Source organism: Bradyrhizobium jicamae (assembly GCF_001440395.1).
Taxonomy (GTDB): domain Bacteria; phylum Pseudomonadota; class Alphaproteobacteria; order Rhizobiales; family Xanthobacteraceae; genus Bradyrhizobium; species Bradyrhizobium jicamae.
In genome coordinates, this window is record NZ_LLXZ01000112.1 from 1 (window position 1) to 21,975 (window position 21,975).

Here is a 21,975-nt window from a genome sequence, read left to right on the forward strand (position 1 = left end):
TCGAGCGCCGCCAGCCGCGGCGGGTAGGCGGCTTCACCCGGCGCGACCAGCGAAACGCCGATCCTGTTCGCCGCAGCGATCTCGGCCCGCGCTTCCTCCTCGCTGCAGATCCGCCCCGAGCGCGCCGCACCGCCACGCCGCGCCAGATCGGGCAGCCGCTCCAATGCGGCGCGGGCATTGCCGAAATGGGCGATGAGCGAGTTGAAGGTGCGTGGGCCGACATTGTCGGAACGGATCAGGCGCAGCCGATCGATCCGCTCGGCGTCGGTGAGGTGAAGGGTAGGCGGTGTACGGTTATGCATGCGGATGCAGCTTTGCCCAACCTGAGATTGTGAGCAAGCTGTTTCCGATCCGATCGTCATGGCCGGGCTTGACCCGGCCATCCACGCCTTCTCCAATGCTGACGATAGGAAACCAGACGCCCACTACAGGAAGTGCCCCATGATTTCACTCGCCGAAATCCAACGCCGTATCGATTCTGGGGATCTCTCCGCCGATGCCGCCATCGCCCAATCGCAGGAAGCAATCCGCGCGAAGGAAAAGACCATCGGTGCTTTCGTCTGCCGTGCCGATGATGTGCGCGCGGCGCGAACCGGGCCGTTGCGCGGGATTGCGGTCGGCATCAAGGACATCATGGACACCGCGGATTTCCCGACCGAAATGGGCTCGCCGATCTACCGGGGGTTCCGATCGCGCGGCGATGCGGCTGTGGTGATGATGCTGAAGCAGGCGGGCGCAAGCATCGTCGGCAAGACCACGACGACGGCATTCGCCTCCGTGGATCCGACGCCGACGCTCAATCCGCACAATCGCGGTCACACGCCCGGCGGATCGTCATCCGGCTCGGCGGCAGCGGTGGCGGCCGGCATGATCCCGCTGGCGCTGGGCACGCAGACCGGCGGTTCGGTGATCCGGCCGGCCTCGTTCTGCGGTGTCGCCGCGATCAAACCGTCCTATCGCCTGCTGCCGACGGTCGGCGTCAAATGCTATTCCTGGACGCTCGACACGGTAGGCCTGTTCGCGGCCGGCGTGGACGACGTGGCGCGCGGGCTGTCCGCGATGACCGGTCGGCCTGAATTGGTGCCGTCTGCATCGGTCGCCTCGCCGCGCATCGGCGTCGTGACCCAACACTTTGCCGGTGCGCCGGAAGCCGCGGGCGCGGAAGCGCTGCAGACCGCCGCGCGCGTGGCGGAACGCGCCGGTGCTACTGTGCATGGGGTTGATTTGCAGGAAATTGTTGCGGAGGCGTGGCGCGTCCATCCGCTGATCCAGGAGTTCGAGGCGCATCGGGCGCTCGCCTGGGAGTACCGCGAAAATTACGACGCGATGGCGCCGCTGCTGCGGAGCAAGCTTGACGAGAGCAGGGACACGACGCCTGCCGCCTATGACGCGGCGATGGGCGTTGCGAGCCGTGCCAGACAGGCGTTGGAAAAAGTGTTCGACGATGTCGACGTGCTGCTGACCCTGTCGGCGCCCGGTGCGGCGCCCAAGGGATTGGCCTCGACCGGCGACGCCCGTTACAACCGGCTGTGGACGCTGATGGGCGTTCCCTGCGTCAACGTCCCCGCGCATGTCGCAGATGGCGGACTGCCGGTCGGCGTGCAGGTGATCGCGCGATACGGCGCGGATGCACAGGCATTGGCGGCGGCGCGGTTTGTGGAGCAGGCGCTTGCGCGGAAATGAAGCCTTACTTCGCCCCGATCCGCCCCTCGGTGCCGGATTGCAGCCGCTTGATGTTCTCGCTGTGCTTCCAGAACAGGAGCAGCGTCAGCACGACGAAAAGGGAGGCCAGCGCGGGGTGACCGAACCACCACAGGAACAGCGGCGTCACGAAGGCTGCGATCAGCGCCGACAGTGACGAATAGCGCGTGGTGAAGGCGGTAGCCAACCAGATCAGGCAGAAAATCAGGGCTGCCGGCCAGAACAAGCCGATCAGCACGCCGATATAGGTGGCGACGCCCTTGCCGCCGTTGAACTTGAGCCAGACCGGGAAGAGGTGGCCAAGGAAGGCGCCCAGCGCGGCCAGCATCGCCGCATTGGCGCCGCCGTAATAGCCGGCGATGATCACGGCAATCGTGCCCTTGAGCATGTCGCCGATCAGCGTTGCCGCGGCGAGGCCCTTGCTGCCGGTGCGCAGCACGTTGGTGGCGCCGATATTGCCGCTTCCGATCGTGCGCAGGTCCTGCGTCCCGGCCAGTTTGGTCAACACCAGGCCGAACGGGATCGACCCGAGCAGATATCCGATCAGGAAGGCGACGACGAGGAATGCGTCAGACATTGCGGTAGCTCCCACCGCGGCCCGTTTTGGGCGAATCAGACATGTTCATAGACCGTCCGTCCACCCACGATAGTACGCACGACGCGTCCCGAGAAGCGGGCTTCGTCGAACGGGGTGTTCTTGCATTGCGATTTGAGGTCGGTGGGATCGAGCACCCAGGGCGTATCAGGATCAATCACGATGACATCGGCGGGGGAACCGGCGCGCAGCGAGCCGCCGGGCAGGCCGAGCAGCTCTGCCGGCCGGGTCGACATCGCCCGGATCAGCGTCTTGAAGTCCATCTCGCCATTGTGAATCAGCCGCAGCGCCGCAGGCAGCATGGTCTGCAGGCCGACCGCGCCGCTCGCAGCTTCCGCGAACGGCAGCCGCTTGACCTCGACGTCCTGGGGATTGTGGTCGGACATCACGACGTCGATCAGGCCGGAGGCGACGGCCGCGACGAGGGCGAGGCGGTCCTCCTCGGTACGCAGCGGCGGCGACAGTTTCAGGAAGGTCCGGTAGGGGCCGATATCGTTTTCGTTCAGCGTGACGTGGTTGATCGAGACGGAGGCGCTGACGTCGAGGCCGGCGTCGCGCGCGCGCTTGAGGATCTCCAGCGACTCCATCGAGGACAGCGAGGCCGCGTGATAGCGCCCGCCGGTCAGCGCCACGAGCCGCATGTCGCGCTCGAGGATGATGCACTCGGCGGCATTGGGAATGCCGATCAGGCCGAGGCGTGCGGCGAACTCGCCCTCGTTCATCACGCCTTCGCCGACGAGGTCGGGATCCTCGGTGTGGTGGACGATCAGCGCGTCGAAATCGCGCGCGTAGGTCAGCGCCCGGCGCATCACCTGCGCATTGGTGACGCTCCTGTCGCCATCGGTGAAGGCGACCGCGCCGGCAGCCTTCAACAGCCCGATCTCGGTCATCTCCAGGCCGCCGAGGCCCTTGGTCAGCGCGGCCATCGGGTGGATGTTGACGATCGCGGTGTCGCGGGCGCGGCGCAGCACGAAATCGACGGTTGCCGAATTGTCGATGACGGGCGAGGTGTCCGGCTGGCAGATGATGGTGGTGATACCGCCAGCGGCGGCCGCCTGGCTCGCTGAGGCAAAGGTTTCGCGGTGGCTGGCGCCGGGTTCGCCGACAAAGGCGCGCATGTCGATCAGCCCGGGTGCGACGATCTTGCCGGCGCAATTGATGATGTCGGTGCCTTCGGGCACCCCGGCAGCGCCAATGCCGCGCTTGGAGTCGCGGATGGTGCCATCGGCAATCAGGACGTCGCCGGGCCCGTCGAAATCCCTGGAGGGATCGACGACGCGGGCATTGGCGAGCAGGATCGGGCGGCGGTCGGTCAGCATGATTTTACGCGTTCGGCAGGTTGCGGGCGAGCGCTTCCAGCACCGCCATCCGCACTGCCACTCCCATTTCGACTTGTTCACGGATCAGCGATTGCGCGCCATCGGCCACGATCGAGTCGATTTCGACGCCACGGTTCATCGGCCCCGGATGCATCACCAGCGCATCCGGTTTGGCGTAGGATAGTTTCTTCTGGTCGAGCCCGAAATAGTGGAAGTATTCGCCCGACGACGGCACGAACGAGCCGTTCATGCGCTCGCGCTGCAGTCTCAGCATCATCACGATGTCGGCGCCGTTGAGGCCCTCGCGCATGTCGCGCGCGACCTCGACGCCCATCCGCTCGATGCCGCGCGGCAGCAGCGTGGAGGGGGCGACGACACGGACGCGGGCGCCCATGGTGTTGAGCAGCAGGATGTTTGAGCGGGCCACGCGAGAGTGCATGACGTCGCCGCAGATCGCGATCACGAGGCCTTCCAACCGGCCTTTATTGCGGCGGATGGTCAGCGCGTCCAGCAGCGCCTGGGTCGGATGTTCATGGGCGCCGTCGCCGGCATTGATCACGGAACCGTCAACCTTGCGCGCCAGAAGTTCCACCGCGCCGGAAGCGTGGTGCCGCACCACCAGAATGTCCGGGTGCATGGCGTTGAGGGTCACCGCCGTGTCCATCAGCGTCTCGCCCTTGCGGATCGAGGACGAGGACACCGACATGTTCATGACGTCGGCGCCCAGCCGTTTTCCAGCCAGTTCGAACGAGGACTGGGTCCTGGTCGAGGCCTCGAAAAACAGGTTCACTTGGGTGCGACCGCGCAACGAGGTGCGCTTTTTGTCCACCTGGCGGTTGAGCTCGACATATTCCTCGGAAAGGTCGAGCAGGCCGGTAATATCGGCAGCGGAAAGCCCCTCGATTCCCAGCAGATGCCGGTGCCCGAGGACGAAGGTCGATTTCGATGCAGGGGTCATTAAAGCCAGAGCTATAGGCAGAGATGCCACCCGGGGCAAGCGTCAAATCCGGCGTCCGGACTTATCCACTAGGGCTTCGGCGACAGGGTAAATGGCGGGTGCCGGTGTTCCGCGGCGGCTGTTTCCGCTAGGATGACGGGATCGGCGCGCGGCGCATCGGGCCCAAGGAAAACGTGCGGCATTTCATTCAATCCGTCGTGATCGCTTTGCGGACGCTGGCCGCCGCGGTCGCCTGCACGGTGTTGATGCCTCTCGACGCCACGCCGGCCATGGCCGAGAAGCGCGTGGCGCTCGCCATCGGCAACGACCTCTATCCCAATCTGCCTGCCGACCGGCAGCTCAAGAAGGCCGTCAACGACGCCACCACGGTCGCGGGGACGCTGAGGTCGCTCGGTTTCGAGGTCATCGTCGGCACCAATCTCGGCCGCCAGGCCATGATCGACAAGCTCGCCGAATTCACCGCGCAGCTGCAGCCGGGCGATACGGCGGCGCTGTTCTTCGCCGGGCATGGCGTCGCGATCTCAGGCGTCAACTACCTGGTGCCGAGCGATGTACCGGCTGTCACCGAGGGTGCGGAGGCGCGCGTGCGCGGCGCCTCGCTCGCCGAGCCGGATCTGATTGCCGAATTGCAGGCGCGATCGGTCCGCGTGGCGCTGCTGGTGATCGATGCCTGCCGTGACAATCCGTTCCCGCGTAACGCTGGCCGCTCGATCGGCAATACGCGCGGGCTCGCCGACGCCAAGCCTGCGCGCGGCATCTTCACGCTGTATTCCGCCGGCATCGGCCAGACCGCGCTCGATCGGCTCGGCGGCAACGACCCCGCGCATAATTCGGTGTTCACGCGGATCTTCGACGAGCAGCTCAAGCGGCCGGAACTGCATCTCGGCGATCTCGCCGTCGAAGTGCGCGAACGCGTCGCCGAACTGGCGCTGAAGGCGACCGACGAGCGCGGCCAGCCCGCGCCGCATGAGCAGACGCCGGCCTACTACGATCAAACTCTCGGCGGACGCATCTACCTGGCCGGCCAGCCGGGCAGCGGCCGCGTCGAGCAGCCCGCCACCAAGCTTGCAAATGTCGCGCCGGAAGCCGAGCGCGTGGTGCGGCCGTCGAGGCCGGGCGCGCCGGGCGAAAGCTGCGTGCGCAACGGCTATGAGACCTATTGCGTCAGCTCGGTGCGGAAATCGCAATTCGGCAATTCCTATGGCGTGCAGAATCTTTTCGCTGGCTCCGCCGGCGATGCATGGGTGGAGGGCAGGGATGGCAATGGCGTCGGCGAGTGGATCACGATCGAGTTCGACGCCATGCGCCTGGTGAAGTCCATCACCGTCCGGAACGGCTATCAAAAGAGCAACGATATCTTCCAGAAGAACAACCGCGTGCGCCAGTTGCGCGCGGTGTTCTCGCAAGGCGAGACGCAGACCTACACGCTGCGCGACAGCCTCGGCTCGGAGGTGCTGACGCTGTCCAAACCGGTCAGGGCCTATTGGGTGAAGTTCATCATCGACGAAGTCTGGGCCGGCAACAGATACACGGACACCGCGCTCACGAAACTGGTGGTCGGTTCGGAGCGCGCGCCGTGATCCACGCAGGACGAAGACTCGCCGCGATAGTTGCGGCATGCTGTCTAGCCAGCGTCGCCGCGCAGGCGCAGAAGCTGCCGGCCGGGTTCGTCTATCTCCGCGATGTCGACCCGACCATCATCCAGGATATCCGCTACGCCGGCTCGAACAATTTCGTCGGTCGTCCGCTCAGGGGATATCAGGCCGCCGAATGCGTGGTGAAGCGCGAGGTCGGCGCGCTCCTGAAAAGCGTTCAGGAAGAGCTCGCGCCGCAGAACCTGTCGCTGAAAATGTTCGACTGCTACCGGCCGACGCGCGCGGTTGCCGACATGGTGGCCTGGTCGCGCGACGGCAAGGAAACGCCGGCGCAGAAACGCTACAATCCCGCATTCAGCAAGGCCGACCTGTTTCGCTTAGGCTATATCGCCGAGCGCTCCGGCCATTCCACCGGCGCTGCGCTCGATCTCACTTTGGTCGAGCTGAAGGCCGACAATTCGGCGACCTTCGATCCCGCCAGGGACTATGCCGACTGCACCGCCAATGTGAACCTGCGCGCGCCTGATGGCAGCGTCGACATGGGCACCGGCTATGATTGTTCCGACACCAAGTCGCACACGGCGGCGAAATCGATCACGGCAGCGCAGCGCCGCTGGCGGGAGAAGCTGGTTCAGGTGATGGCGCGGCGGGGCTTTGTAAACTATTCGAAGGAATGGTGGCACTTTTCGCTGCCGGGGGCGGGCGGTCAGGCCTATGATTTCCCGATCGCGCCGCGGAAGTGACCCGACGGATTTCCTCAAATCCGAAGCATTTTTGCAAGACAATGCTTGCCATCGCAAAAGTAGCCGAGTGCGTGTTCAACACTCCTTAATTGCCGGCACATGATGTACGAGCAACACGGGAGCACAAACCATGCGTCTCGCAGGAATCATGATTGTTGCGGTCGGCATTGCCGGCTTTGCTGCCTACGATCAGTACGACAAGCGGGTAAACTTCAAGCGCGTCGATGCCCGCATCAGCAGCATCAACGACCAATGCTACATGGAAAAGGTCACGCGCGAGGGCGTTACGAAGACGACCTCGACCTCCGACATGCTGCGCTGCGAACTCGCTGAAAGCCTGACGCGTGAGCATCCGAAGTGGCAGGGTTATACCGTCAAGCACAAGATTGAGATCCGCTTTGCCTTTGTCTCTCCGGTGGATGGAGCAACGCGTACATCAAAGCTGGAGATGTCTAGCTTCCCCAACGGTCGGCCGCTGCGCGCAGGGGAGGTCCTTCCGATCCTGGCTTCCAAGACCAAGGCGGACAAGACCCGCGCGATCTGACCTGCGCTGCGGCTCGACGGGATCGGAATTTCAAACATAGCCGGATCGCTTTTTTCGCTGCCCCGTGCCGGCGGTCAGGCCTATGATTTCCCGATCGCACCGCGGAAGTGATTCACGGTTCCAGGAACCAGCCATGAGCCAGGCAGCATTTACGACCCACGAGGTCTTCAACCAGTCGCCGCCGTTTTGGGATGTCGATCTGTATATGGCCGACCGGCCGCTGGTGGAGGCGGTCGCCGCCAATGGCGGCGCGCCTGCACAAAGCGAGTTGTCCGAGTTCGGCAAGCAATGGGGCTCGGCGGCGATGGCGGAACGCGGCCGCGTTGCCAACGAGAACACGCCGAAACTGCGCACCTATGATGCCAAAGGCAACCGCCGCGACGAGGTCGAGTTTCATCCGGCATATCACGAATTGATGGCGCACAGCGCGCACGCCGGCGTGCACAACTCGACCTGGACCGCCGACGGCAAGCCGGCCGGCGGGGCGTCGGAGGTGATACGCGCCGCCAAATTCTATATGGCAGCCCAAGTCGAGACCGGGCATCTCTGCCCGATCACCATGACGCGGGCCTCTATCGCCGCGCTGGCGGAGCAGCCTGAGCTCTTGGCCAAACTGATGCCGGTGATCGGCACGCGATCCTACGATCCAGCCTTCGCGCCATGGTGGACCAAGCGCGGCATGACGCTCGGCATGGGCATGACCGAGAAGCAGGGCGGCACCGACGTGCGCTCCAACATGACGCGGGCGGAGCGCGATGGGGATGCCTACCGCATCACCGGGCACAAATGGTTCATGTCGGCGCCGATGTGCGACGCCTTCCTCGTCTTGGCGCAGGCCGATGAGGGACTGAGCTGCTTCCTGATGCCGCGCTTTGCACCCGACGGATCGATCAACGCGATCCGCTTCCAGCGGCTGAAGGACAAGCTCGGCAACCGCTCGAATGCCTCGTCGGAAGTCGAGTTTCACGGCGCCTATGCCGAGCGCGTCGGCGCGGAAGGCAAGGGCATCCGCACCATCATCCAGATGGTGCAGTTGACGCGGCAGGATTGCGCGATTGCGTCCGCCGGCCTGATGCGGTCGGGGCTCGCACACGCGCTGCATCACGCGCGTCATCGCAGCGTGTTCCAGAAACATCTTGCCGATCAGCCGCTGATGCAGGCGGTGCTGTCGGATATGGCGCTGCATGTCGAGGCCACCGTGGCGCTGGTTATGCGGCTGTGCCGGTCGTTCGACCGCGCGCCCGTTGACGCCAAGGAAGCCGCTTATATGCGGCTGCTGACGCCGGCGATCAAATACTGGGTCTGCAAGAGCGCGCCCGGCTTTCTCTACGAGGCGATGGAGTGCCTCGGCGGCAATGGTTACGTGGAGGAGGGCATTCTGGCGCGGCATTACCGGGAGTCGCCGGTCAATGCGATCTGGGAAGGCTCCGGCAATGTGATGTGCCTCGACGTACTGCGCGCGCTGTCGCGCGAGCCGGAAACGGCTTCCACTATCGTGCATGAACTGACCGGCGAGACGCTTGGATTGCCGGGCGCGGGCGAGGCGATCAACTTCATCGGCAAGGCGTTTCGCCGGCCGGACAGCGAGCGCGTGGCGCGGCTGGCGGTCGAAAGGCTGGCGCTGCTGGCGGCTGCTGCCGCCCTCAATGCCGTGTCGCCGCCGCACGCGGTATTGTTCGCCGCCACCCGCCTTGCCGGGAATCACGCCGGCATGTACGGCGCGGTCGATTTGGCTACCAAGGATGTAAGTGGCCTTCTGGAGTGCGCGTTGCCTTGAAACCAACATCTGCCGCCATGGCCGGGCAAAAGCGCGAACCGCGTCTTCGCGCAGATGTCCGAGCCTTGTTTTCGGGCGGCTTGAAAGACGTGGATGCCCGGGACAAGCCCGGGCATGACGAACCGATAGAGTTTTCGCCAACCGAAAGTCAGTAATGGACTCCCTTACTCCTACAAGCACCGTCGCAGCCCCGCCTGATATCCCCGATCAGCCACCCCGCGCCTGGAAGTTCTGGGGCACCACATTGTGGGGCTTGTTCATCTTCGCCGGGATGTTCCTCGGCCAGCTCACGGTCATCATCTACTTCGTGCTGCGACAGGGCGGATCGTTCGACATCGCCGAGGCGATCCGTGTCGTCGGCAGCGGTCTGACCATCTCGCTCTCGGTCATTCTCGGGTTGCCGGCCGTGCTGTTGGCGACGTGGATCGCGATCCGCCCGACGCGAATATCCTTTACCGACTATCTGGCGCTGCGCTGGACCTCATGGCGCAATTTCTTCACCGGCCTCGCCGCGCTGGTCATTCTCGTCGGCGGCTGGGACCTGCTGTCGCGCGCACTCGGGCGCGAGGTGACGTCGGGTTTCATGGGCGACGTGCTGAAATCCGCGCAGGCCGATGGGGCGCTGTGGCTGCTGGTGATTGCGTTCACCGTCGCAGCACCCATGTGGGAAGAGATTTTCGCGCGCGGGTTTCTCTATCGCGGCTGGTCGGAATCGAAGCTCGGCGTCGCCGGCGCGATCTTCCTGTCGTCGCTGGCCTGGACCGCGCTGCATCTGCAGTACGACTGGTTCTTCTTCGGCGAGGTGTTTACGATCGGCGTACTCCTCGGCTATCTCCGCTACCGCACCGGCTCGACCTGGCTGACGATCGTCCTGCATGGCATCAACAATCTGGCCGCGACGATCCAAACTTTCTGGCTGGCGGGCTGATTGCCCGCTATACTAGGTAGAAATTCCCTCCATCGCGCTGTGAGGTTGTCACCAGGAGTGATGCTGGACTCGCATGATAGAAATCGCCGCCCGGTAGCGGCGCAAGTGCCGAAAACGTGGGACTTCATGGAAACCACGTTTGTCGCCCTGGTCGCTTACGGCGCCTTGGGCCTGACAAGTTGGCTCGCCCTCGTTGTGCTGGTGGTCACGCAAGGTCGCGCGGCCTTTTCTCCTGCCCAGCTTCAGGCAGTGCCGACGGGGTGGGATAGCGCCGCAGCGATATTTGGGTGTGCGTCGGCGATCGCCGTGCTCTGGATCGCCGTCGGAATGGCGCGACGCGAATTCTCTGAGTACCTTGCCTTGAGGTGGCCCACTCGCGACGAGGTCATGAGCGCCTTGATGATCACGACCCTTCTCTGCCTGGGTGAGATCGTCTTCGGGACTCTGATTGCTCCGACGGGGCCTTCGAGTTCCCATCTTTCGTTCAGTGGTATCGGTGAGTTGCTGATCTGGCTTGTTGCACTCTGTATCGCAGCGCCCATCATGGAAGAGTTCACTTTCCGCGGTTTCATGTTTCGAGGCTGGTCGGAGTCGTTTCTCGGTCCGGCCGCAACCATCGTGCTGACCGCGGCAATTTGGGGGGCAATCCATAGCCAATACGATTGGTGGGTGCGCTGTTGGATCATTGTGTCGGGTCTCGTCCTTGGCCACTTTCGCCACCGTACCAATTCGACGTGGCTCACGGTAATCGTTCACGCGGGCATGAACTTCTTTGTCTTTCTGACAATGCGACAGGCCTAGAGCATGATCCGGAAAAGTGTGTAGCGGTTTTCCCTCGCGACAAACGCGCATGCGTTTGCGCGGAGATCATGCTCAAACAAAAAGCTAAAGCGGGATGACGATTCGAAGAAAGGTCATCACGCTTTAGGGCGCCGCCGTAACCAGCGCAATCACCACCGGCATCGTCACCGCTGCCAGTACCGTCTGCAGCGTGATGATCTGCGCCAATAGCGGCGCGTCGCCGCCCATCTGCCGCGCCAGCACATAGGCGGAGGACGAGGTGGGCACGGCCGAGCAGACAGCCACGATCACCAGGCTTGAGCCCGATATGCCGAACCACCACGCCAGCGCGACGCCAAGAACCGGCATCAGGATCAGCTTGAGGAACACCGCGACCGAAGCGGCCAGGCTCGGGCGGAACATGCCTGCAAGCTGCAGGCCCGCGCCCGTGACGAGCAGGCCGATGCCGAGCGAGGAGCGGCCGAGCGCTTCGGCGACGTCGTGCCAGACCTGTGGCAGCGGCAGATGTGTGACATTCACCGCAAGCCCGATCGCGCAGGCCCAGATCAGAGGATTCGTCAGCACCGTCATGATAATTGCACGGAGCGACTGCTTTTCCGGCGCAGCATAGTGAGCCAGCACCGACACGCTGAACACATTCACAAGCGGAATGATCGCGACCATGGCGACGGAGGCCAGCGCCAGCCCGGTGTGGCCAAAGAGATTGCTGGAGACGGCGAGCGCGACGTAAGTCTGCCAGCGCGTTGCGCCCTGGAAGATCGAGGTGAAGGCCGGGCCATCGATGTTCCAGCGGGAGAAGAGGGGCCGCAGCGCCAGGCACAGGAGCGACATCGCCAGCGCCGAGAGCATCAGCGCGCCACCGACGCCGGCCACCGGCACGCTGGTCAGATCGGCCTTCACCAGCGTCTGGATCAGCAACGTCGGGAACAGCACGTAGTAGGTCAGCCGCTCCAGCCCGTGCCATTGCGTGTCCAGCCGCATCAGGCTGCGCCTGAGGATGAAGCCGAGCACGATCAGCAGAAACACCGGCAGCAACGCCGAGATCACCACCGCCATCAGCGATCCCCGCGAAGGGTCTTCAGCCGGTCCAGCGCACCCTGCAGGATGAAGATCGCGGCGTGCTCGTCGATCACCTCGGCGCGGCGGGCGCGGGAAACGTCCATGCCGATCAGCTCGCGCTCGACGGCCGCCGTCGAGAGCCGCTCGTCCCACAGGGCGATGGCAAGCCCGGTGAGATTGGAGAAATTGCGGGCAAAGGCACGGGTCGATTGCGCACGCGGACCCTCGCTGCCGTCCATGTTGATGGGCAGGCCGAGCACGAAACCGACCGCGTTGCGCTCGCCCGATATCGCGAGCAGCCGCGCCGCGTCGGCCTTGAAGGCCTTGCGCTGAATGGTCTCGACGCCGGTCGCGAGCCGGCGGTCCGGATCTGACACGGCGACGCCGATAGTCTTGGTGCCGAGATCGAGGCCGATCAGGGCGCCGCGCTCGGGCCAGTGCGCGACAGCATCGATCAGGGGGAGGATGGGGGCGGGCATGCCCCCGCATAACACCGGCGCGGCATGCGCGCAAAGCCGATCACGCCACACTACGCGTCGCGGCGTTTCTTTTCGGCTTTCCTCTTGGCCTTCATAACGTCAGCCTGGGCACGGTAGGCCCGCGCCATATTCTGGAAATTCTGGGCAATCTCGACGTCTGAAGCGGACCGCGACATGCGCTCAGCCTTGTCGGCTTGCTTTCGAAAGAACTTCGTTTCCTTCACCATCGCATTGCCCGGCGATCGAGGGGGCTGGTGGACCCGCGGCAGGGCGGGTCACGGTGCGGCAACTCAGAAGGTGCCGCACCGTTCCCTGGCAATGGTCGTTACCGGATCGCGACCGGGTTGATCATGCTCTGCACGCCGCCCTTGAAGCGCGGCTGGCCGAGCACGAACAGGAACTCATAGGCCTTGTCCTTGGCGAGTTCTGCCGTGTCCATGTTTTCGAGGATGTAGGTACCGTTCATCGGCAACAAGACCTGGTGCACCTCGAACACGTTCTTGGTCTCGAATGGCACCGCCTCGAGGCCCCAGGTATCGGCGCCGACGGCGACCACGCCCTTGCCGGCGAGGTATTTGGCGCCTTCGACGCCGAGCCCCGGTTCACCGGCGGAGTAACGCTTGTCGTCCTTGCCGAGCAGGCTGAGCCAGCCGGTATGGAAGATCACGACGTCGCCTTGGCGGATTTCGACACCCTGTTTCTTCGCGACTTCCTCGATCTCCTTGACGTTGAAGGCGGTGCCTTCCTTGACCACGTCGGTGTTGTAATGGGCTGCCATGTCGAGCAGCACGCCGCGAGTCACCATCGGCGGGATCTTCTCGACACCGAGCTTCTTGAGGCCGGTCGGATCGGCGAAATCGAGCAGCTTGTTGCCATTGTAATAGACGTGCTCGACGCCGATATGGCCGAGACCATCGAGCTGGCTGCCCACGCCGACCCAGCCTTCGATGATGTCGTCATTATAGGTCGTCTTGCTCGGCCCGAGGCCGGGAATGCCGGCCTGGCCGGGCTGCACGATCGTGACCTTGAAGCCCCGCGGCGGGTAGGCAGGGGTCTTGGAGTCGACGGGGATACCGAGAGCGTAGGTCTTGCCGGTCTTGACCAGGCCCGCGGCCTTCACGACGAGTTCGGGCTTCATGTAGTTGGCGGCACCGATCTCGTCGTCCGGGCCCCATTTCGATTTCGTCCAGTCTTGAGCGCTTGCCGTTCCGACCGTACCCAACAGAGCAACAGAACAGCACAACACGAACGCAGTGCGCATCGCAGTCCCTCCCAGATTTACGTTATGGTTTTTAATAGCTAGCGCCTCATACTAACGTAGTGGTGTGGGGCGACCAGAAGTTTTTGTTGGCAACGCGCGTATGCTGCAATCGAACGTCGCAACGCGGAAGACACGCTGCGCAAATTGTTTTGTTGCAAAAATGTGGCGCGGGCGTTTCGCGTGGCGAAATGAATGCGGGATGAGAAGATGACGATGGATGCGCTGAGCCTGTTCGGCCTGTTCGCGGTGACCGCGATGCTGGTGGCCTATGCGTTGGAAGATCGCAGCCACTGGTTCATCCTCGCCTTCGCCGCCGCCTGCGCGCTCGGCTCGGCCTACGGGTTTCTGCAGGGCGCCTGGCCGTTCGGATTGGTCGAGGCGGTCTGGGCCGTTGTTGCGCTGCGGCGCTGGAGTGTCAGGCGGCAGTTGACCGCATAGGCCGTGCCATCAGTAGCACTGCATGATCACGCGCGCCTCTTCAAAGCGCCGGGCGCGCGCAACGAGCCATCGATCTCGGCTGCGGTCTTGAAGAGCTTTCGCATCACGGGCTCATCCTGCCTCGGGAGCTCGGTAGACGACAGACCTGCGGATTTGGTTCAATCTGACGCGGGGCGTCGCGCTGTGGCGCTGGCATGTCAGGCGGCGATGACCTCGCCATTGCTGCCCAGGCAGGACGCAAAGCCCTGCAGCGCGCTGGACTGATGGGCCGCGCGGCGGCTGATGAAGAGGGTCTCGACGCGTGCCTGCGCCGGGGCCAGCGTATGGACGTTGACGGTGTCGTTCCGCCCGACCACGGCGCGCGGCAGCAGCGTCACGCCCATGTCGGCGGCGACGCAGCCGATCATGCCGTCGAGCGTGCCGAGTTCAAACCGCGCGGAAGACGGCCAGCCGAATTCCGAAAACACCTGTTCGAGCCGCTGCCGGTAGGTACAACCAATCCGAAACACCAGCGCGGTCGGACCCGAGCCGGGCGTGCCCGCGCGCAACGCGCCGAGGCTTTGCCAGCGCCGCGCGGTGACCAGCACCAACTCCTCGCGGAAGGCAATCGTCGCCTCGAGTTCGGCATGCTCGATGGGACCTGCGACGAACGCGCCGTCGAACGTGCCGTTGAGGACACCGGCCACGAGTTCGGCCGTCGTCGAGGTCCGCAGACTCAATTGCACCGCCGGAAAGCGCCGATGGAATTCGGCGAGCAGGGAGGGCAGGCGGACGGCGGCCGTCGTTTCCATCGAACCAATCGAGAGCGGTCCCTTCGGCTCGCCGTCGTCGCGTGCGGCAAGCAGCGCTTCGCGTGACAACGCCGCCATCCGATCGGCATAGGGAAGCAGGCGGCGGCCGGCGCCGGTCAGCGTCATGCCGCGGCTGTGCCGTTCGAACAACGCGGCGCCGATCTCGGCCTCCAGCGCCTTCACCCGCTGGGTGACGTTGGATTGAACAGTGTTGAGTTCGTCGGCGGCGCGCGTAATGCCGCCGAGCCGGGCGACGGTGGAAAAGGTGAGGAGGTCGGTCAATTCCACTGGCACGCTCCGTTCTCTATATCAGATGGTACCGTTCTCTAGTATTCATTTTTATAGAATGGTACTTCGCCTTAATATTTCTGTCCAGATCGCAAGGAGGGGACATGCCGATATCGACACCGCTGACCGTCCGTCTGGGCATCCAGCATCCGATCCTTTCGGCACCGATGGACGTCATTGCGGGCGCGCGCCTGACGTCGGCGGTCAGTGCGGCCGGCGGTTTCGGCATTCTCGGCGGTGGTTATGGCGACAGGGCCTGGCTCGAGCAGGAGACGGCCAAGCTCGCTGGCGCTTCCGGTCCCTTCGGCGTTGGCTTCATCACCTGGAGCCTCGCGAAGCAGCCGGAGCTGTTGGACATCGCGCTCCACGCCCGCCCGCGGGCGATCATGCTTTCGTTCGGCGATCCAAAGCCCTTCGCGCCGCGCATCAAATCGTCGGGCACGCTCCTGATCTGCCAGGTGCAGGACGAGGCAATGGCGCAACAGGCGCTCGATGCCGGAGCCGACATCCTGATCGCACAGGGCACGGAAGCCGGTGGCCACGGCGCTTCGCGCACCACCCTCGATATCGTGCCGGCGATCGTCGATCTCGCGGCCGGACGTGTGCCGGTCGCCGCTGCAGGCGGCATCGGCGATGGCCGGGGGGTGGCGGCGATGATGATGCTCGGCGCCTCCGGCGTACTGCTCGGCACGCGCTTCTACGCCAGCGTGGAATGTGATGGGCCAGAAGAGGCCAAGCAACGCATCTGCGCGGCATCGAACGGCAACAGCGTTCGCGGCATCATCTTCGATCTCTCGCGCAACAATGTCTGGCCGGCGCCGTTTACCGGACGCTGCCTGATCAACGATCATGCGCGTCGCTGGATGGGACGCGAAGTCGAACTGATGCAGAACATCAAGACAGTCGCGGCCGACTATGCGGCGGCAAGGGCCGCGGGCAATTTCGACATCGCCGCCGTCATAGCGGGTGAGGCGGTCGGGTTGATCCATGATATCCCGCCGGCCGCCGAGATCGTTGACAGGATCGTCAGCGAGGCCGAGCAGATACTCAGCGGTCGCCGCAACTCAGTCGCGGCCTGATCCGCGCCTACCTTCAATTCATGCAAGCGAGAAAAACCATGTGGCCAGACCGCCGGATCATCGACCTCTTCAAGACCGAATTTCCGATCGTGCAGGCGCCGATGGCCGGCATCATGGACGCCGAGCTGGTGATCGCGGCGGCGCAGGGTGGGGCGCTGGGGTCGCTGCCGTGCGCGATGATCACGGCCGAGAAGGCGCGCGAGCAGGTCAACATCATCCGCCAGCGCGTCACGGCGCCGGTGAACATGAACTTCTTCTGCCACACGCCGGTCGGTGCCGATGCCGCGCGCGAAGCGGGATGGAAGGCCAGGCTCGGCTCCTATTACAAGGAATTGGGCATCGATCCTGCCGCGCCCATCAGCGCCGCCAACCGCGCGCCGTTCGATGAGGCGATGTGCGCCGTGGTCGAGGAGTTGAAGCCCGAAATTGTCAGCTTCCATTTCGGCCTGCCGGCTCCGGCGTTGGTCAAGCGGGTCAAGGCGACGGGGGCGCTCGTGATGTCGTCGGCGACCATCGTGAAGGAGGCGATCTGGCTGGAGGAGCACGGCGCCGACGTCATCATCGCGCAAGGCGCGGAGGCCGGCGGCCATCGCGGCATGTTCCTGACCGACAATATCGCCCAGCAGCCCGGCACGTTCGCGCTGGTGCCGCAGGTGGTCGATGCGGTGAAGGTGCCGGTCATCGCGGCCGGCGGCATCGCCGACGGGCGCGGCATCGCGGCGGCGTTCGCGCTCGGCGCATCCGGTGTGCAGATCGGCAGCGCCTATCTGCGCTGCCCGGAATCCAAGGTGATCGGACCTGTGCGCACGGCGCTGGCGCAGGCGCATGACGATTCCACCGTCATCACCAATGTCATGACCGGACGGCCCGCGCGCGGCGTCGCCAACCGCGTCATGCGCGAGGTCGGCCCGATCTCGTCTGATGCACCCGCGTTCCCGCATGCCGCCACCGCGCTCGGCCCGCTGAAGACGGCCGCCGAAAAGCTCGGCAAGGTCGACTTCACCAGTCTCTGGGCGGGCCAGGCGGTGCGGATGGGGCGCGAGATGCCGGCGACGGAATTGACCCGCTCGCTCGCAGGCGCCGCGCTGGCTCGGCTCGGCGCGTTGGGCGGCTAGCGCGGTGCCGGCTTCACGCCGTCAAAGCGCGTGGACCCAGGCCTCGGGGTAGAGCGCATAGGCGTTGCCGCGCCGCGCCAGGCGCGAGAACGCCGGGAAATGCAGATGCATCCCGGCGACCAGGACGCCGTCGGCGGAGACGCGGTCGAACATTCGTTTTCGCGATGTGGCCGCCGCAGCGAGATCGGTGTCGAACGACATGCCGGCCTCCGGAAAGGCGGTTTGCACTTCCGGCACATGTACGGTGTCGCCCCAGATCATCAACTGATCCTGGCCTGAAGCGACCAGATAGGCGGTGTGACCCGGCGTATGCCCGTGGCTCGGGATCGCGGTGACGCCGGGAAACACCTCGCCATCCCCAAATAGCCGCGTCCTGCTCTTGTAGGGCGCGACCTGCTCGCGGCCGGCCTGAAAAAACAGCTTCGCCGATCGCTCGTCGGCCTTTGCCATCGCGCCGTCGTCGAACCAGTGCGCCAGCTCGTTCTCGTGCATCACGAGTTCCGCATTCGGAAACAGGAGCTGCCCATTCGACATGTCGGTCAGGCCGGCGGAATGATCCGGATGCATGTGGGTCAGCAATACCGTGTCGATCGATTTCGGGTCGATGCCATCAGCGGCGAGGCTGCGCTGAACGAAGCCGGCCGTGGGCTGCAGATAATTGCCCGATCCGGTGTCGATGATCGCGGTGCGCCCCTTGGAGCGGATCAGGAAGGTATTGACGCTGGTCCGCCGCGCCGGGCGGAAAGCATCGGTCAGGATCTGATGCGCCTTTTCAAGGTCGACGTTGCGCATCACGTCGAGGGTGCCGTCGAGATAGCCGTCGCTGACGGCGGTGACGATGATATCGCCGATCTTGCGATGATAGATGCCGGGAATCTGCTGGGCCGGTTGCGCATTCATGTGGGAAGACCTCGGGGCTTGGGGGAGCGGTCAGGCGCCGACCGATTTCAGGAACTCATCGATGCAATCGAACAGCACGTCGGGCGTTTGCACCGCCATGTAGTGGCCGGTGCGGATCTCGGCGTAGCGGGCGTCAGGAATGGCTTTGGCCACACCTTGCGCCAGCGCCGGCGGGCGGACGCGATCCAGGCTGCCGCCGATCACCAGCACCGGACATTTCAGCCGGGTGAGTTCGTCCTGCATCTCGGCTGCCGCCAGCATTCGCCAGATCGTCGCATAGCTCGAGGGATCGTTGCCGAGCCATCGGGTTCGGAAGCGCTCGAAGCGGGCGATGTCGCCGCGAAGCTCCGGGGCATAGCCGTTCAACATCGACTCCTCGACCGCGATCGCCATGCCTGCGGCCTCGATCTTCGCAAGGCGTTCGAGGGCCGGCGCGCGGCGTTCCGCCGCGATGCCGGTGGCGGGGCTGCCGACAGCGACGGCACTGGCGCGCTCCGGATAGCGGGCCGCGAAATGCAGGGCGATTGCACCTCCGACGGCGATGCCGGCCAGCGCGACCTTACCGGCGATCCCGAATTGGTCGAGCAGGGCCGCGATGTCGTCGGCCATCGTATCGAGAGTAAGTTCGCCGCGCACTTTCTGCGACAATCCGGCGCCGCGGGTGTCGTAGCGGAGGACCCGGCGCGACTTCGCAAACCTTGGCGCGACGTCGTCCCAGCTTTCGAGCGAGCCGCCCATTTCGTGGACCAGCACCAGCGCGCGGTCGCCGCCGCCGCTCAACTCGCACCGCAGAGCGACGCCGTTAGCTTCAATGAAATCCATGCTGCGCCCCCGGGGTTTCTTGTTGTTCTTGTTTGTCATCCGGCGAGCGACTGGCCGGTCAGCCCTGGTATCGGAAGCCGACGATACCGGAGACGACATGAATCTCAAATCGTGAATGGATCAGGGCGCGATGTTGGCGCGCATGAGCGGGGGCGGGCATGGCCGGCTGATGCGCCGCCCCACGCGCCACCGAATGCCTGCTCTTTCCTCGACTAGTGCGCCGGTTCGTCGCGCCCGACGTCCAGATGCTCGGCGGCCAGCGACCGGTAATGGGCGGCCATCTCTCTGTAGTGCTGCTTCGAGATCGGATCGGTCGCACTTTCCGCGCGACGTTCGAACATTTCCGCCTTTTCCTGCAGGGTCTTGGCCTGTTGGGACATGGCTATCCCTCCCGTCGGTCAGGTTAAGCAGGCGAGGTAGACGATCGCCGCACCGAGCACGGTCCCGATGGACCAGAGGGCAGGATCCCAGCTTTCCGACCCGGCGCTGTCATTTTCGCTGGTCGACATGACACGGCCTCCCAATGTTCTGGCCGTGACTACATTCCCCGACTGTTTCAGGATGACTACGTAGGGGTCGCAAAGTGGTTTCGTCAGGGCGTTTTGCGCAGAATATGGGCGCTCGGCGCTCAAAATCTTGTGCGTCGGGGCGAGGCGGTTTTTGATCCCAAAAGGGCGGTATTCGGGATCCGAAGGCCCCGCTCGGCCTGTTCCCGTGGTTGCGGCGCAAAAGCGGCCTCTGCTATACGGCGGGTGCCAATTCTCCGTTTGAGGCCTATATTTATGTCTGTTGATGCCGCCACCGTTCGCCGCATCGCGCATCTGGCGCGAATTGCGGTCGCCGAGGCCGAGGTTCCCCACCTGCAAGGCGAACTGAATGCCATGCTGGCTTTCGTGGAGCAGCTTTCGGAAGTGAATGTCGACGGCGTCGAACCGATGACTTCGGTGACACCGATGGAAATGAAGAAGCGCGCCGACGTGGTCAATGACGGCGAGATTCCCGACGACATCGTCAGGAACGCGCCGGAGACGCAAGGTCATTTCTTTTTGGTGCCCAAGGTCATTGAGTAAAACCTCTCTGCGAGATCGGAAGTCCGATGTGTCTGCTCTGCGACGATGAAAAGGCCTATCAGGCCTACATGAACTATCTCGACGCGATGGAGCGGCAGGGCAAGGCCGCCGATCCCGACAAGGCGATGGACGCTGTCCTCGATCAGCTCGAGGCCAATGAAAGGACCCGGCCCAAGTCCAACGACCCCGCCAACGACAAGACGCTTTCTCCGTTCTTCTGCAGCCCGATCAATAAATGACCGACCTCACATCCCTGACAATCGCCGAGGCCCGAGAGGGCCTCGCGAGCAAATCTTTCACATCGCTTGAACTGACGGATGCGCATCTCGCCGCCATCGAAGCGGCGCGTTCGCTCAACGCCTTCGTGCTGGAAACGCCCGATAAGGCCCGCGACATGGCGCGCGCGGTCGATGCCAGGATCGCCAAGGGCGAGGGCGGGCCACTGGCCGGCATTCCGCTCGGGATCAAGGACCTGTTCGCGACCAGGGACGTACGCACCACCGCGTGCTCGAAGATCCTCGGCAATTTCGTGCCGCCTTACGAATCGACCGTGACGTCGCAGCTCTGGCGCGACGGCGCCGTGATGCTCGGCAAGCTCAACAACGACGAATTCGCGATGGGCTCGTCGAACGAGACCTCGTGCTTCGGCCCGGTGGTCAATCCGTGGCGGCGCGAGGGCTCCAATACCGCGCTGGTGCCGGGCGGCTCGTCCGGCGGATCAGCCTCCGCCGTGGCGGCGCTGCTCTGCATGGGCGCGACCGCCACCGATACCGGCGGCTCGATCCGTCAGCCTGCGGCGTTCACCGCGACCGTCGGCGTCAAGCCGACCTATGGCCGCTGCTCGCGCTGGGGCATCGTGGCGTTCGCGTCTTCGCTCGACCAGGCGGGACCGATCGCGCGCACCACGCGCGATGCCGCGATCCTGATGCGCTCGATGGCCGGCCACGATCCCAAGGACACCACCTCGGTCGACCGCGCGGTGCCGGACTACGAGGCCGCGATTGGCAAGTCGGTGAAGGGCATGAAAATCGGCATCCCGAAGGAGTACCGTCTCGACGGCATGCCGGCGGAAATCGAAAAGCTCTGGACGGAAGGTGCGGCGTGGCTGAAGGCGGCCGGCGCCGAACTGGTCGAGGTGTCGCTGCCGCACACCAAATACGCGCTGCCGGCCTACTACATCGTGGCGCCCGCGGAGGCCTCGTCGAACCTCGCACGCTACGACGGCGTGCGTTACGGCCTGCGCGTGCCGGGCCGCAACATCGGCGAGTTGTACGAAGGCACTCGCGCCGAAGGCTTTGGCGACGAAGTGCGCCGCCGCGTCATGATCGGCACCTATGTGCTCTCCGCCGGCTATTACGATGCCTATTATCTGCGCGCGCAAAAAGTGCGCACGCTGATCAAGAAGGATTTTGAGGATTGCTTCGCCAGGGGCGTCAACGCGATCCTGACGCCGGCGACGCCGTCGGCTGCCTTTGGTGTTGGAGAGAAGGGCGGCGCCGATCCGGTCGAGATGTATCTCAACGACATCTTCACGGTGACGGTGAACATGGCGGGACTCCCGGGCATCGCCGTGCCCGCCGGCAAGGACGCGCAGGGGCTGCCGCTTGGCCTGCAATTGATCGGCCGTCCGTTCGACGAAGAGACGCTGTTCTCGCTCGGCGAAGTCGTGGAGCAGGCGGCCGGCCGCTTCACGCCGACGCGCTGGTGGTAGC

At 64.5% G+C, this 21,975-nt stretch carries 24 protein-coding genes and 1 pseudogene; 13 read left to right on the forward strand and 12 right to left on the reverse strand.

Going from position 1 to position 21,975, the window contains the following annotated elements; all coding sequences use genetic code 11:
* A pseudogene (locus tag CQ12_RS17965) lies at window positions 1-302 on the reverse strand (DNA-processing protein DprA); the annotation flags it as partial.
* Window positions 303-441: 139 nt separating this feature from the next.
* Here CQ12_RS17965 and CQ12_RS17970 point away from each other — a divergent pair.
* Window positions 442-1,683 carry an amidase gene (locus tag CQ12_RS17970; protein ID WP_057836639.1) on the forward strand — a complete coding sequence of 414 codons (1,242 nt, stop codon included), beginning with the start codon at window positions 442-444 and terminating at the stop codon, window positions 1,681-1,683.
* A gap of 4 nt (window positions 1,684-1,687) precedes the next feature.
* Here the strand turns inward: CQ12_RS17970 and plsY are convergent, their stop codons facing one another.
* The 3 genes from plsY to CQ12_RS17985 are packed head-to-tail and all read right to left on the reverse strand — an operon-like array spanning window position 1,688 to window position 4,573.
* The gene (gene plsY / locus CQ12_RS17975; protein ID WP_057836640.1) at window positions 1,688-2,278 is read right to left on the reverse strand and encodes a glycerol-3-phosphate 1-O-acyltransferase PlsY; all 591 of its coding nucleotides are present in this window, start codon (window positions 2,276-2,278) and stop codon (window positions 1,688-1,690) included.
* A gap of 35 nt (window positions 2,279-2,313) precedes the next feature.
* Window positions 2,314-3,615, reverse strand: a complete 1,302-nt coding sequence (locus tag CQ12_RS17980) for a dihydroorotase (RefSeq protein ID WP_057836641.1) — start codon at window positions 3,613-3,615, stop codon at window positions 2,314-2,316.
* 4 nt (window positions 3,616-3,619) lie between these two features.
* Window positions 3,620-4,573, reverse strand: coding sequence for an aspartate carbamoyltransferase catalytic subunit (locus CQ12_RS17985; protein WP_057836642.1), 954 nt, complete (start codon window positions 4,571-4,573; stop codon window positions 3,620-3,622).
* 173 nt (window positions 4,574-4,746) lie between these two features.
* On the opposite strand from CQ12_RS17985, the gene CQ12_RS46395 reads away from it, so the two are divergent.
* The 6 genes from CQ12_RS46395 to CQ12_RS18015 all read left to right on the forward strand — a co-directional run bounded on the left by CQ12_RS46395 (window position 4,747) and on the right by CQ12_RS18015 (window position 10,961).
* On the forward strand, window positions 4,747-6,153 hold the full coding sequence (locus tag CQ12_RS46395) for an NADase-type glycan-binding domain-containing protein (RefSeq protein ID WP_157088289.1): 1,407 nt from the start codon (window positions 4,747-4,749) through the stop codon (window positions 6,151-6,153).
* Window positions 6,153-6,911: a M15 family metallopeptidase gene (locus CQ12_RS17995; protein WP_057836667.1), complete on the forward strand. Its 759-nt coding sequence runs from the start codon at window positions 6,153-6,155 to the stop codon at window positions 6,909-6,911. The genes CQ12_RS46395 and CQ12_RS17995 overlap by 1 nt, the downstream gene beginning before the upstream one ends.
* Before the next feature lie 130 nt (window positions 6,912-7,041).
* A complete protein-coding gene (locus CQ12_RS18000; RefSeq protein ID WP_057836644.1) occupies window positions 7,042-7,455 on the forward strand; it encodes a hypothetical protein in 414 nt (137 codons plus the stop codon).
* A gap of 133 nt (window positions 7,456-7,588) precedes the next feature.
* Window positions 7,589-9,232 (forward strand): isovaleryl-CoA dehydrogenase, encoded by a 1,644-nt coding sequence (locus tag CQ12_RS18005; RefSeq protein ID WP_057836645.1) that lies wholly within the window; start codon window positions 7,589-7,591, stop codon window positions 9,230-9,232.
* A gap of 154 nt (window positions 9,233-9,386) precedes the next feature.
* Window positions 9,387-10,160: a CPBP family intramembrane glutamic endopeptidase gene (locus CQ12_RS18010; protein ID WP_057836646.1), complete on the forward strand. Its 774-nt coding sequence runs from the start codon at window positions 9,387-9,389 to the stop codon at window positions 10,158-10,160.
* Between the two features lie 126 nt (window positions 10,161-10,286).
* On the forward strand, window positions 10,287-10,961 hold the full coding sequence (locus CQ12_RS18015; protein WP_083519346.1) for a CPBP family intramembrane glutamic endopeptidase: 675 nt from the start codon (window positions 10,287-10,289) through the stop codon (window positions 10,959-10,961).
* Between the two features lie 123 nt (window positions 10,962-11,084).
* On the opposite strand, the gene CQ12_RS18020 is transcribed toward CQ12_RS18015, so the two are convergent.
* The 4 genes from CQ12_RS18020 to CQ12_RS18030 form a co-directional block, all read right to left on the reverse strand.
* Window positions 11,085-12,017 (reverse strand): AEC family transporter, encoded by a 933-nt coding sequence (locus CQ12_RS18020; RefSeq protein WP_057836648.1) that lies wholly within the window; start codon window positions 12,015-12,017, stop codon window positions 11,085-11,087.
* Window positions 12,017-12,499 carry a Holliday junction resolvase RuvX gene (ruvX, locus tag CQ12_RS18025; RefSeq protein ID WP_057836649.1) on the reverse strand — a complete coding sequence of 161 codons (483 nt, stop codon included), beginning with the start codon at window positions 12,497-12,499 and terminating at the stop codon, window positions 12,017-12,019. Before ruvX ends, CQ12_RS18020 begins: the two co-directional genes overlap by 1 nt.
* A gap of 50 nt (window positions 12,500-12,549) precedes the next feature.
* Window positions 12,550-12,726 carry a hypothetical protein gene (locus CQ12_RS43870; RefSeq protein WP_157088290.1) on the reverse strand — a complete coding sequence of 59 codons (177 nt, stop codon included), beginning with the start codon at window positions 12,724-12,726 and terminating at the stop codon, window positions 12,550-12,552.
* A 98-nt stretch (window positions 12,727-12,824) separates the two neighbouring features.
* Window positions 12,825-13,760, reverse strand: a complete 936-nt coding sequence (locus tag CQ12_RS18030; RefSeq protein ID WP_057836650.1) for a cyclase family protein — start codon at window positions 13,758-13,760, stop codon at window positions 12,825-12,827.
* Window positions 13,761-13,973: 213 nt separating this feature from the next.
* On the opposite strand from CQ12_RS18030, the gene CQ12_RS18035 reads away from it, so the two are divergent.
* On the forward strand, window positions 13,974-14,198 hold the full coding sequence (locus tag CQ12_RS18035; protein ID WP_057836668.1) for a hypothetical protein: 225 nt from the start codon (window positions 13,974-13,976) through the stop codon (window positions 14,196-14,198).
* 197 nt (window positions 14,199-14,395) lie between these two features.
* Here CQ12_RS18035 and CQ12_RS18040 read toward each other — a convergent pair whose 3' ends face one another.
* The gene (locus CQ12_RS18040) at window positions 14,396-15,277 is read right to left on the reverse strand and encodes a LysR family transcriptional regulator (RefSeq protein WP_057836651.1); all 882 of its coding nucleotides are present in this window, start codon (window positions 15,275-15,277) and stop codon (window positions 14,396-14,398) included.
* Window positions 15,278-15,381: 104 nt separating this feature from the next.
* Between CQ12_RS18040 and CQ12_RS18045 the strand changes: the two genes are divergently transcribed.
* Together CQ12_RS18045 and CQ12_RS18050 are read left to right on the forward strand one after the other, a co-directional pair.
* The gene (locus tag CQ12_RS18045; protein WP_057836652.1) at window positions 15,382-16,356 is read left to right on the forward strand and encodes an NAD(P)H-dependent flavin oxidoreductase; all 975 of its coding nucleotides are present in this window, start codon (window positions 15,382-15,384) and stop codon (window positions 16,354-16,356) included.
* 38 nt (window positions 16,357-16,394) lie between these two features.
* On the forward strand, window positions 16,395-17,471 hold the full coding sequence (locus tag CQ12_RS18050) for an NAD(P)H-dependent flavin oxidoreductase (protein ID WP_057836653.1): 1,077 nt from the start codon (window positions 16,395-16,397) through the stop codon (window positions 17,469-17,471).
* A gap of 21 nt (window positions 17,472-17,492) precedes the next feature.
* On the opposite strand, the gene CQ12_RS18055 is transcribed toward CQ12_RS18050, so the two are convergent.
* From CQ12_RS18055 to CQ12_RS43875, 3 genes are all read right to left on the reverse strand, one after another.
* On the reverse strand, window positions 17,493-18,371 hold the full coding sequence (locus tag CQ12_RS18055) for an MBL fold metallo-hydrolase (protein ID WP_057836654.1): 879 nt from the start codon (window positions 18,369-18,371) through the stop codon (window positions 17,493-17,495).
* Between the two features lie 30 nt (window positions 18,372-18,401).
* A complete protein-coding gene (locus CQ12_RS18060) occupies window positions 18,402-19,193 on the reverse strand; it encodes an alpha/beta fold hydrolase (RefSeq protein WP_198164186.1) in 792 nt (263 codons plus the stop codon).
* Between the two features lie 212 nt (window positions 19,194-19,405).
* Window positions 19,406-19,573, reverse strand: a complete 168-nt coding sequence (locus CQ12_RS43875; RefSeq protein ID WP_157088291.1) for a hypothetical protein — start codon at window positions 19,571-19,573, stop codon at window positions 19,406-19,408.
* Window positions 19,574-19,975: 402 nt separating this feature from the next.
* Here CQ12_RS43875 and gatC point away from each other — a divergent pair, with 402 nt between their 5' ends.
* From gatC to gatA, 3 genes are read left to right on the forward strand one after another with little or no spacing between them, the layout of a single operon-like run.
* Entirely contained in the window at window positions 19,976-20,263 is a 288-nt protein-coding gene (gene gatC / locus CQ12_RS18065; RefSeq protein WP_057836656.1) for an Asp-tRNA(Asn)/Glu-tRNA(Gln) amidotransferase subunit GatC, read from the forward strand.
* A gap of 26 nt (window positions 20,264-20,289) precedes the next feature.
* A complete protein-coding gene (locus CQ12_RS18070) occupies window positions 20,290-20,502 on the forward strand; it encodes a hypothetical protein (protein WP_057836657.1) in 213 nt (70 codons plus the stop codon).
* Entirely contained in the window at window positions 20,499-21,974 is a 1,476-nt protein-coding gene (gatA, locus tag CQ12_RS18075; protein ID WP_057836658.1) for an Asp-tRNA(Asn)/Glu-tRNA(Gln) amidotransferase subunit GatA, read from the forward strand. The genes CQ12_RS18070 and gatA overlap by 4 nt, the downstream gene beginning before the upstream one ends.
* Window position 21,975: the final 1 nt, after the last annotated feature.

Bases quoted from the DNA above. Each gene is read 5' to 3' on its own strand.
- CQ12_RS18020 (WP_057836648.1), bottom strand. From the start codon at position 12,017: ATGGCGGTGGTGATCTCGGCGTTGCTGCCGGTGTTTCTGCTGATCGTG.
- CQ12_RS18015 (WP_083519346.1), top strand. From the start codon at position 10,287: ATGGAAACCACGTTTGTCGCCCTGGTCGCTTACGGCGCCTTGGGCCTG.
- CQ12_RS18005 (WP_057836645.1), top strand. From the start codon at position 7,589: ATGAGCCAGGCAGCATTTACGACCCACGAGGTCTTCAACCAGTCGCCG.
- CQ12_RS18045 (WP_057836652.1), top strand. From the start codon at position 15,382: ATGCCGATATCGACACCGCTGACCGTCCGTCTGGGCATCCAGCATCCG.
- CQ12_RS18030 (WP_057836650.1), bottom strand. From the start codon at position 13,760: ATGCGCACTGCGTTCGTGTTGTGCTGTTCTGTTGCTCTGTTGGGTACG.
- CQ12_RS18000 (WP_057836644.1), top strand. From the start codon at position 7,042: ATGCGTCTCGCAGGAATCATGATTGTTGCGGTCGGCATTGCCGGCTTT.
- CQ12_RS17970 (WP_057836639.1), top strand. From the start codon at position 442: ATGATTTCACTCGCCGAAATCCAACGCCGTATCGATTCTGGGGATCTC.
- CQ12_RS18010 (WP_057836646.1), top strand. From the start codon at position 9,387: ATGGACTCCCTTACTCCTACAAGCACCGTCGCAGCCCCGCCTGATATC.
- CQ12_RS18055 (WP_057836654.1), bottom strand. From the start codon at position 18,371: ATGAATGCGCAACCGGCCCAGCAGATTCCCGGCATCTATCATCGCAAG.
- CQ12_RS18070 (WP_057836657.1), top strand. From the start codon at position 20,290: ATGTGTCTGCTCTGCGACGATGAAAAGGCCTATCAGGCCTACATGAAC.
- ruvX (WP_057836649.1), bottom strand. From the start codon at position 12,499: ATGCCCGCCCCCATCCTCCCCCTGATCGATGCTGTCGCGCACTGGCCC.
- gatC (WP_057836656.1), top strand. From the start codon at position 19,976: ATGTCTGTTGATGCCGCCACCGTTCGCCGCATCGCGCATCTGGCGCGA.
- CQ12_RS17980 (WP_057836641.1), bottom strand. From the start codon at position 3,615: ATGCTGACCGACCGCCGCCCGATCCTGCTCGCCAATGCCCGCGTCGTC.
- plsY (WP_057836640.1), bottom strand. From the start codon at position 2,278: ATGTCTGACGCATTCCTCGTCGTCGCCTTCCTGATCGGATATCTGCTC.
- CQ12_RS18050 (WP_057836653.1), top strand. From the start codon at position 16,395: ATGTGGCCAGACCGCCGGATCATCGACCTCTTCAAGACCGAATTTCCG.
- CQ12_RS17985 (WP_057836642.1), bottom strand. From the start codon at position 4,573: ATGACCCCTGCATCGAAATCGACCTTCGTCCTCGGGCACCGGCATCTG.
- CQ12_RS18035 (WP_057836668.1), top strand. From the start codon at position 13,974: ATGGATGCGCTGAGCCTGTTCGGCCTGTTCGCGGTGACCGCGATGCTG.
- gatA (WP_057836658.1), top strand. From the start codon at position 20,499: ATGACCGACCTCACATCCCTGACAATCGCCGAGGCCCGAGAGGGCCTC.
- CQ12_RS43870 (WP_157088290.1), bottom strand. From the start codon at position 12,726: ATGGTGAAGGAAACGAAGTTCTTTCGAAAGCAAGCCGACAAGGCTGAG.
- CQ12_RS18060 (WP_198164186.1), bottom strand. From the start codon at position 19,193: ATGGATTTCATTGAAGCTAACGGCGTCGCTCTGCGGTGCGAGTTGAGC.
- CQ12_RS43875 (WP_157088291.1), bottom strand. From the start codon at position 19,573: ATGTCCCAACAGGCCAAGACCCTGCAGGAAAAGGCGGAAATGTTCGAA.